Raw genomic sequence first — 671 nt, forward strand, 5'->3', positions numbered from 1 at the left:
TTGTTAGTTACGGTATTAGTTTCATAAGGTACCCCAAAGTTATTTTGGACTGCCTTGTTCTTGATTTCACCGGTCAAGTCATCCTTAACTGTCGCGTTGAAGGAAACCTTAAGTTTTTGGCCCGCATATTGTGAAACAAAGACACGAGGATTATCTACAACTAACTTAAATGCAGAGTTATTAGTATCCCATGCTACAGAAACACCATTAACAGCTTTATTGTTAGCATCTGTGATTAATAAGGATCCTTGGATAGCTTCTGTTTTGTCATCGTAGTCATCATCTAAAGATAAGCCTTTCTTAGCCACTAAATCAGATAAACCAGGGTTAACAAGCTTACTAAAGTCCCAAGTGATGTTGTAGTTAATTACATCACCAGCAATCACAGTCTTACCATTAGAATCAATACCACCAACGTTTTCAGATTTAGTTGGTGCAGGCTTATCAACTGGATTTTCTACTGAATTTGCACTAGATTCAATATTATTTACATATACACGAGGTACATTGACAATAGTTTTACCGTCTTCAATAGCTGTTGCATAAATATGTGCAGTAGGAAAGACAAAAACAGTACCTTTATTGTTATTTACTAAACTAAAGATTTTTGAACCAGACTTCAATGAAAGCTTAATTGTATTAGTCTTAGCATCGAAATTAGCAACGTAATC

At 35.0% G+C, this 671-nt stretch carries 1 protein-coding gene; it reads right to left on the reverse strand.

The window, feature by feature from the left end; translation table 11 throughout:
- The coding region (locus FC36_RS10730) for an SspB-related isopeptide-forming adhesin (RefSeq protein WP_156409589.1) at positions 1-671 on the reverse strand (671 nt) is incomplete at both ends.

Origin of the sequence: Ligilactobacillus equi DSM 15833 = JCM 10991 (assembly GCF_001435735.1) — a bacterium.
GTDB lineage: Bacteria > Bacillota > Bacilli > Lactobacillales > Lactobacillaceae > Ligilactobacillus > Ligilactobacillus equi.